Annotated in this window: 6 protein-coding genes and 2 pseudogenes; 6 read left to right on the forward strand and 2 right to left on the reverse strand. The window is 52.3% G+C overall.

Annotated elements, in window-relative coordinates:
• Window positions 1-239: pseudogene (locus tag ABYA77_RS14640) on the reverse strand (IS110 family transposase); the annotation flags it as partial.
• Window positions 240-557: 318 nt separating this feature from the next.
• Here ABYA77_RS14640 and ABYA77_RS14645 point away from each other — a divergent pair.
• The 5 genes and pseudogenes from ABYA77_RS14645 to ABYA77_RS14665 form a co-directional block, all read left to right on the forward strand.
• On the forward strand, window positions 558-983 hold the full coding sequence (locus tag ABYA77_RS14645) for a hypothetical protein (RefSeq protein WP_372966699.1): 426 nt from the start codon (window positions 558-560) through the stop codon (window positions 981-983).
• A 2-nt stretch (window positions 984-985) separates the two neighbouring features.
• Window positions 986-1153: a hypothetical protein gene (locus ABYA77_RS14650; RefSeq protein WP_372966700.1), complete on the forward strand. Its 168-nt coding sequence runs from the start codon at window positions 986-988 to the stop codon at window positions 1151-1153.
• Between the two features lie 153 nt (window positions 1154-1306).
• Window positions 1307-1606, forward strand: coding sequence for a type II toxin-antitoxin system Phd/YefM family antitoxin (locus ABYA77_RS14655; protein ID WP_372966701.1), 300 nt, complete (start codon window positions 1307-1309; stop codon window positions 1604-1606).
• A complete protein-coding gene (locus ABYA77_RS14660) occupies window positions 1607-1738 on the forward strand; it encodes a hypothetical protein (RefSeq protein WP_372966702.1) in 132 nt (43 codons plus the stop codon).
• Window positions 1739-1753: 15 nt separating this feature from the next.
• Window positions 1754-1906, forward strand: a pseudogene (locus tag ABYA77_RS14665) (type II toxin-antitoxin system RelE/ParE family toxin); the annotation flags it as partial.
• 457 nt (window positions 1907-2363) lie between these two features.
• Here ABYA77_RS14665 and ABYA77_RS14670 read toward each other — a convergent pair.
• Entirely contained in the window at window positions 2364-3356 is a 993-nt protein-coding gene (locus tag ABYA77_RS14670) for a DctP family TRAP transporter solute-binding subunit (RefSeq protein ID WP_372966703.1), read from the reverse strand.
• A gap of 294 nt (window positions 3357-3650) precedes the next feature.
• Here ABYA77_RS14670 and ABYA77_RS14675 point away from each other — a divergent pair, with 294 nt between their 5' ends.
• Window positions 3651-4310, forward strand: coding sequence for an NADPH-dependent FMN reductase (locus tag ABYA77_RS14675; protein WP_372966704.1), 660 nt, complete (start codon window positions 3651-3653; stop codon window positions 4308-4310).
• The last annotated feature ends 21 nt before the right edge of the window (window positions 4311-4331 follow it).

Below are 4331 nucleotides of genomic sequence, written 5' to 3' on the forward strand. Positions count from 1 at the left end.
ATGATGGGCAATCCGGCCTGGTTGCAGGCCTGAACCAAGGCATGCTCATGTCTTCCTGTGGCCTCCACTACAATGCGTTCGATATCGTAGTTCTTGAGGATTTTTACGAACTGACGAATGTGGGCTTCGCTGTTGGGAATTGAATAAAACTGTCCGGAAGGATGGAGAGCGATATCAAGGTTGGCTTTACCGACATCGACACCGATATTCACTGAGGTTTGGATTTGGCTGCTGTTCATAATAAGCTGACTCTGCCTTGCTATACGGGCTCGAGGCCCCGATGATTGTTCGAGTTATCGCTTGAGAGTCATGCAGCGCTACCCACTTGTTACCGGTCTCTCGTATGAGGAGCCAGTCAGGCACCGAGCTGCTGCATGAAGGCCCCCAGCGGCCACTGGGGGTGGGCCTCAATTTACCCAAACACGGCAGGAATTATCCATACAATTGTTGTAGTGCGTTCAGGGGCTCCGGCCCTACACCGGACGCCCATTTCGCTGCGCTACATGTGCACCGCTAAACAAAAGCGTTAAAATGAAAATTCAACAAGGAGGTTTTGAATGCATACACCAGTTCAGTTTTACGTCACATTACCATTCGATTTGTTTCGATTGGGGCGAAAGACTAAGGCAAAATTTGATTACATCCGTTCGACCCCGCCAAGGGATGAGGAGCACCAAACATGGGATGTGAGGGTGTACGAGAAAAACGGCATGCAATTTGTCGATAGCAAGTCTGGCGGGCTCTCACTGTTTAATTACCGGAACCCGAACTTCGGTACTCTATGGTGGAAGATTCCTAAAAGCACAAAAATGCCAAATGGACTCCATGTGTCATTAGATGAGGGCGGCAAAAACGGAAAGCACCATTTCACCATTCGACCTCTTTACGATATGCCCTATTCACTCTACTTGGACAAATTAAAGCAACTGGAGTCATCAGCAGTACCGTGCTTCTTAGGCATTCCTGATTCAAAAATGGGGTAGATATGTTTTCAACAGTTGAATTGCGTTATATAAAACAATGCTTGATTCAAAAAATCGAAAAAGAGCGCGAAGAGTTGAAGGGCATGGATGAAGATAGTGATGAGTACATGGAACGAGCCAATGACCTTATGGTGCTAGATTCAATCGTTGCAAAAATCGACCAACAATAATTTTAACAAGGGGCTCAAGCCGATCGTGGACTTCCTCCACTGCGGCGCTGGTTTTGCGGTTTAACGCTACGCTACCGCAAAGCCAGCACCTCCGTTCCGGCAAATTAGCACCGCGTTATGTTGATTGACCGCACCTGTTAACTGGTGCTGTTAATGGCACCAATCGTTGACCAGGTAATCAGTATGCAAGTGAAATTTTCCGAGGATGTCGTTCCTCTATCAGGCCTGAAGATCAATCCCGGAAAGGTGGTTGGCCGAGCTCAAGAGACGCACCGCCCCATCCTGCTCACCAGCCGTGGCCGCGGTATAGCTGTTGTTCAGGGGCTTGAGGATTATGAGAGAACCGCAGAGGAATTGCGGTTTGTAAAGGCGGTGGCGCAGGGGCTTGTGGATGTTCGCGAGGGCAGCTCCGTATCGTTGGAGGAGGCCAGGAAAACGTTGGGTCTCAAGTAAATGGAATTACGAATCGCACAGTCCGCTCTTGAGGGCTTACAGGCTGTTCAGGAGTATCACAAAGAGCAGGATGTGCCACATATCGGTGATGGTTTCGTGGCTGCTATCCTGGAGCACTGTGAAATGCTTTAAAGCCACCCTGATGCTGGCCGGGTTGTTCCTGAATTCAACCTGGATCATATTCGCGAATTGATTCACCCGCCGTTTCGAGTTGTCTATCTCAGGCAGGCTAAAGAGGTTGTGCTCATACGAGTCTGGCGGAGTGAGAGTCAGCTCGAATTACCAGTAAACGAAACCTAACCAAGCCATGCACCGGATGCTGGGTTTCCTCCAATTCAGTAGACACGCATTGATACCTCTTCAACAGAAGAGCAAATAGGAGAGAAGGGACGTGAACGGAATCAGGCATTGGGCACTATTGCTCTTCGCAGTTTTTTCATCCGAGCTGGTCATAGCAGTCGATGAAACCAGTAGCGAGTATCAAACTGGAAATATGATTGGCAAGGTGTTTATCGTGGTGCTCGCTATTCTTATCATCCGTAAGCTCTTTTTCAAAAAGGGCTAACTGAATTTTGGGAGCAAAGCACCAACAAGGCCAGGACCGCGACGCATTAGTTGCGTAAGGTGTGCAGATACTAGGGGGTCATTACAACCGTTCTGTATCAGTTCCTATGCCGCCAGTGCTGCCTTGAAACGGGCTGAAAAAAGGGAAAGGGGGCGCTCCCCGGTTTGCAGGGGAGCTGGTGTTTATCCCGGCTCAGGGCTGGCCAGCTTTGCGGGCGGCGTCAATGATGTTCTTGCCAATGATTTTTTCATAGCTGGCCCAAAGGGGCTGCATGGCGTTCTGCCAGGTGGCCAGCTCGGCGGCTGTGGGCTCATATACGGTCACGTTTTTCATATGAGTCAGCTCGGTTTTGTCGTTGGTGCTCTTGGCCTTGGCCACCGCATTGCCATATTTCAGCGCCATTTTAATGGCGTAACGGAAGTTGAAGCGGTCCTGCTCGCTCAATCCTTTCCAGAAATCCGTATTTGTGATCAGCATGTAATCCAGCACGCCATGGTTGGAAATCATCATGTATGGCTGATGCTCATAGAAGGCTTTGGAGAAGATGTTGGACCAGGTGTTTTCCTGCCCGTTGATGCGTTTGACGGCAAGCGCCTGGTAGACCTCGGAAAAGGCCATGGGTACGGCTTCGGCGTTCAGCAGTTCGAACTGTTTGATCAGTACATCCGAGTTCATGGTGCGAAAACGGAGCCCGGCCAGGTCTTCCGGTCGGGTGAAGGGGCGGTCAGCGGTCAGCTGTTTCAGGCCGTTGTGCAAATAGCCGAGTCCGAGGATGCCCTGGTTTTCCATGCTGGTCAGCAGTGACTGGCCTGTGGGGCTGTTCTGAAAGCGGTTTACGGCATCCATGTCCGGGAACAGGAAGGGGAGATCGAACACCTTGAGTTTCTGGGTATAGGTTTCGAATTTGGACAGTGAGGGGGCGGCAAAATGAATACGGCCTTCGGCGATGGCGTTCACTGCCTCGTCATCATCCATCAGGTCGGCGCTGGGGTAGATGATGATCTCGAACCGGTCCCCCATCTTCTTCTCAACCATGGACTTGAACATCTTCGCCATCTTGCCCTTGGGGGTGTCGGGCGAGACAACATGTGAGAACACCAGTTGCTGTGGTTCTGCCCACAAAGCCATGGGCAGAAAAAGGGTGATGAATCCGAGCAGGGCGGAGCGGATACGGCGATTGATCATGTGTCTCCTGTGCGTTAATTTTTGTTGACTCATGGGAGTGGCAAATTCAAAGAGATAAAATACATGCATGAATCAAGCCAGCCAGGCTCAGGTATACTCTGTGGCTGAATTACAGCGAGGGTGGCTTGCAGTCTTTACGTGGCTGGGTCAGAAATGGGTGCAATTCCACCCATTATTTGGATATGCATGGGTGGAAAGCCACCCATTATCCGGGCCAATATGGGACATTCCGGAATTATTGGGGCTGTCCTGGTGCGCCAGGCTCCGGATTCAACATGCAGAGGAGTCTTGGCAATGAAATTTCTGGTGTTTTTGGGTACGGTTCGTGACAGCACCCCGCCCCGTCCGGCCCGTCTGGGTGCCCGGGTGGCAAAAGCCTGCCTGGCCTGCCTGGGTGGCCGTTATGGCGAGCATGAGGTGGAACTGGTGGATGCCCTGGATTATCCGCTGGAAACGGTTTTCAAACCCCAGTTTGCCTATGCAAAGGGCCGGGCACCGGCCGCCCTGGATGAGCTTGCTGAGAAAATCGCCTCCGCCGACGGCTACATCATGGTCAGCCCGGAGTACAACCACTCCATGAGTCCGGCCCTGGCCAACCTGCTGAACCATTTTGGCAGCTCTCTGTTCTCCTACAAACCCAGTGTCATTGTGACCTATTCCGCAGGCCAGTGGGGCGGGATGCGTGCGGCGGTGGGTATGCGCACCTTTCTGTCGGAACTGGGCTGCCTGCCGGTTTCCGCGATGATTCATGTGCCCAAAGCCCAGGATGTTTTCCGGGAAGACGGAACCGCTCAGGCGGGTGAGGACCAGGAGTCCTGGTTTGACTATTTTGGCCGTGCGTTCACTCAGCTGGTCTGGTGGGGCGAGGCCGCGAAGGCACACAGGGCGGAGGTGGATCCGCACACCAGGGTCCGGGATTTCAGAAAGGATCCTTCCCAGCGCAACGCACCCTGACCGCAGGCCACAAGTTACCGG

The sequence above is a fragment of the Marinobacter sp. genome, assembly GCF_041595835.1.
In the GTDB taxonomy this organism is placed as follows: Bacteria; Pseudomonadota; Gammaproteobacteria; order Pseudomonadales; family Oleiphilaceae; genus Marinobacter.

Bases quoted from the DNA above. Each gene is read 5' to 3' on its own strand.
- ABYA77_RS14645 (WP_372966699.1), top strand. From the start codon at position 558: ATGCATACACCAGTTCAGTTTTACGTCACATTACCATTCGATTTGTTT.
- ABYA77_RS14650 (WP_372966700.1), top strand. From the start codon at position 986: ATGTTTTCAACAGTTGAATTGCGTTATATAAAACAATGCTTGATTCAA.
- ABYA77_RS14655 (WP_372966701.1), top strand. From the start codon at position 1,307: ATGGCACCAATCGTTGACCAGGTAATCAGTATGCAAGTGAAATTTTCC.
- ABYA77_RS14660 (WP_372966702.1), top strand. From the start codon at position 1,607: ATGGAATTACGAATCGCACAGTCCGCTCTTGAGGGCTTACAGGCTGTT.
- ABYA77_RS14670 (WP_372966703.1), bottom strand. From the start codon at position 3,356: ATGATCAATCGCCGTATCCGCTCCGCCCTGCTCGGATTCATCACCCTT.
- ABYA77_RS14675 (WP_372966704.1), top strand. From the start codon at position 3,651: ATGAAATTTCTGGTGTTTTTGGGTACGGTTCGTGACAGCACCCCGCCC.